This is a genomic window from Paenibacillus foliorum, assembly GCF_013141765.1.
Classification (GTDB): domain Bacteria; phylum Bacillota; class Bacilli; order Paenibacillales; family NBRC-103111; genus Paenibacillus_S; species Paenibacillus_S foliorum.
Window position 1 is genome coordinate 1 of record NZ_WHOD01000047.1, and the last position, 2809, is coordinate 2809.

Sequence of the window (2809 nt, forward strand, 5' to 3'; positions counted from 1 at the left end):
CATCGTCATCGGTGCTGGAACGACTAAGAAACAATAAGTTCGGCTAAAGGGGCATGTTTGTTCAATAAGAAACCAGGACGAGGCTACCGGCATGAATCGGCAGCCTCGTTGAAGTAACTGGCAGGATAGCGTGGTGTGAGCTGAAGAAGATATTATCGTAATAAATAATTTCAAGGGGCCTGTATATTTTGGGTTTAAAGGGGGCAAGGGAGCACTTACAGCAGTGGCTGTGCTGTTTATGGTTAACTGGGTTATGGCCCTTTTATGCCTTGGCTTTTTTGTAATAATAGTAGCTTTAACCCGTTATGTTTCTTTAGGCACAATATGTGCTACAATGCTTTTTGCGGCTATTTCATTTATTCCTGTTTTTGGGAATACCTTATATTTTTATTTATTTGCATGCCTAATGGCGTGGGTCTCTTTCTTTGTTCGGAGATCTTCTTCACAAAATATCTGGTTTTATACATATGTCTAAAGGTCTAGTGAATGACTCTAAAGAGCCTGGTACCGAAACATCGCTTGATGAAGAATCGGCCGCCGTAATCCTTTAAGGTGAAAGAGGCAAGATTCCTATCTTCCAATCTTGTTTTGCTGAGAAGCGGGGTAGCGGTCACCAACTATTTCCATTTTGCTTAAAGCATTATTTATTTGTTTGAGCTCACTTTCGGTGAAAATGATTTCCGCTGAAGCATTGTTTTCCTGAATCCTCTCGATCCTTGTCGTTCCTGGGATTGGAACAATCCAGGGTTTCTGTGCTAATACCCATGCTAATGCAATCTGAGCCGGAGTTGCCTGCTTTTCCATTGCTAATTGTTCTATGAAATCAATGACCACTTGATTTGCTTCCATAGCTTCCTTCGTAAATCTTGGCAGCTCTGCTCGGTTATCGTTTATGCTGAAAGACATATTCTTGTCGAGTTTACCGGTTAGATATCCACGCCCAAGGGGACTATAAGCAACCATTCCGATTCCCAGTTCTTCCAGCGTTGGAAAAAGGGTGGTTTCTACAGTTCGCCACCACATAGAATATTCGTTTTGGACCGCAGTCAATGGTTCAACCGCATGAGCACTGCGGATAGTTTCTGCTCCGGCTTCTGAAAGTCCCCAGTGTCTTATTTTTCCTTCTCTCTTGAATTGTTGCATCGCTAGCGCTACGTCTTCAATCGGGACCTTGGGGTCAACACGGTGGATGTAATATAGGTCAATATAGTCGGTTTTAAGCCGGCGTAAAGACCCCTCTAAGGCTTTGCGAATAGATTCAGGTCTGCTATCAAGCCCGCCTTGAGGATCACCGACTTTGTGCCCACCTTTTGTCGCAAGTTGAACCTTATCTCTTCGACCGACCAAAGCATCGCCCACCAATTCCTCATTTGTATACGGCCCATAAACCTCCGCAGTGTCAAGCATAGTGACCCCCAAATCAACGGCAGCATGGATAACCGAGATCATTTCGTTTCTATCCTTTGCTGGTCCGCGATGATGGTTTAATCCCATACAACCAATGCCAATTTCAGATGTTTTCAATCCATTTCCCAAAAATCTTGTCTTCATATCAATCTCTCCTTATATTTCAATCATTTTTCCAGTTCTTGTGACCTTTGTGGTTATCTTTTTTCTGCCAGCTAGGGTATTTTATCACCTCCTATTTGTTTCAAGCCGTTCTTATTTCCTTCCTTTTCTCATCTTGACAAAATCAGGAAGTGTTGATAGTGTCAGCTTACAACCTACAGTTAACTGTAAGTCAATAGTTTTTATAAAAAAACTTATAGGAGTGGGATTATGCTCTATACGATTAGTGAAGCGGCGGTGAAAATGCAATTAACCTCGTATACTTTACGGTACTACGACAGAGAAGGGTTGATTCCCTTTGTGGAACGTAGTGCGGGTGGTGTACGAATGTTTAAGGAAAAGGATTTTGGGTGGATTCGGCTGATTGGATGTATGAAAGCTACAGGTATGCCAATTAAAGAGATCAAGCAGTTTGTCGACTGGTATATGGAGGGGGATTCCACTCTCCAACTGCGCCGCGATATGTTCTATGAAAGAAAAAAGCTTGTCGAGGAACAGATTGAATCGCTGCAGAAAACATTGAATACGATCAAATATAAGTGTTGGTTTTATGATACCGCAGTTGCTGCTGGAACAACTTCTGTTCCTAAAAACATGAAACCGGAAGACATGCCGGATGAAATACGCGAGCTGAAAGGAAAAATTGATCTATGATATATGCCTGCATATTATCGCCATTCTTAGCATTGTAGTTGTGTACGGTGTTGACGTATTCTTCACTGTAATTGGGAGAAAGGCATTGTCCCTTAGTTCCGATGCTGGAATGACCGAAGTAATTGGCAGAATCCATGAAGTTGCCGATACAAGAATGCCGATTTTTGGGGCTTTTGCCCTCGTCTCGACACTCGTACTGGCAGGTACCCAATGGTTCAATTTCGCTCCTGTTTATGCTCTTACATGGAGTCTCACGGCCCTTATTGCCCAGGTTGTTTTCCTTGTTTTGTACTCTGTCGTATCGAAACCAGTGAATGTAGAGTTAACACGAGTGGCCCAGACAGGGCGAGTTCCCGCCAATGCCTGATTACTTCAGAACCGATGGGATCGCATAATTCCCTTCGCGCCAGTTTATTGCTATTGACCCTGTTCAGTCTGACTATTAGCATCTAATGGTTAGGTTAACTTGGTGGTTACTTAGCAAGGTATTGGGGATTTCCTAAAAGTTTGTTCCGCTAACGGAGAACGTTTGTTTAATAAGAAAACTAGGACGAGGCTGCCGGCATGAATCGGCAGCCTAATTGAA

General features: G+C 43.0%; 4 protein-coding genes. 3 read left to right on the forward strand and 1 reads right to left on the reverse strand.

Features of this window, described 5'->3' with window-relative positions; translation table 11 throughout:
- The first annotated feature begins 160 nt into the window (after positions 1 to 160).
- Positions 161 to 475: a glycerol-3-phosphate acyltransferase gene (locus tag GC093_RS09810; protein ID WP_312886492.1), complete on the forward strand. Its 315-nt coding sequence runs from the start codon at positions 161 to 163 to the stop codon at positions 473 to 475.
- Between the two features lie 95 nt (positions 476 to 570).
- On the opposite strand, the gene GC093_RS09815 is transcribed toward GC093_RS09810, so the two are convergent.
- Positions 571 to 1551 (reverse strand): aldo/keto reductase, encoded by a 981-nt coding sequence (locus tag GC093_RS09815; protein WP_171651694.1) that lies wholly within the window; start codon positions 1549 to 1551, stop codon positions 571 to 573.
- Positions 1552 to 1776: 225 nt separating this feature from the next.
- On the opposite strand from GC093_RS09815, the gene GC093_RS09820 reads away from it, so the two are divergent.
- Positions 1777 to 2223: a MerR family transcriptional regulator gene (locus GC093_RS09820; protein WP_312886493.1), complete on the forward strand. Its 447-nt coding sequence runs from the start codon at positions 1777 to 1779 to the stop codon at positions 2221 to 2223.
- Complete coding sequence (locus GC093_RS09825; protein WP_171651696.1) at positions 2213 to 2590, forward strand: hypothetical protein; 378 nt, start codon at positions 2213 to 2215, stop codon at positions 2588 to 2590. Before GC093_RS09820 ends, GC093_RS09825 begins: the two co-directional genes overlap by 11 nt.
- The last annotated feature ends 219 nt before the right edge of the window (positions 2591 to 2809 follow it).

Excerpts from the sequence above, each read along its gene's own strand:
- GC093_RS09815 (WP_171651694.1), bottom strand. The coding sequence starts at position 1,551 with ATGAAGACAAGATTTTTGGGAAATGGATTGAAAACATCTGAAATTGGC.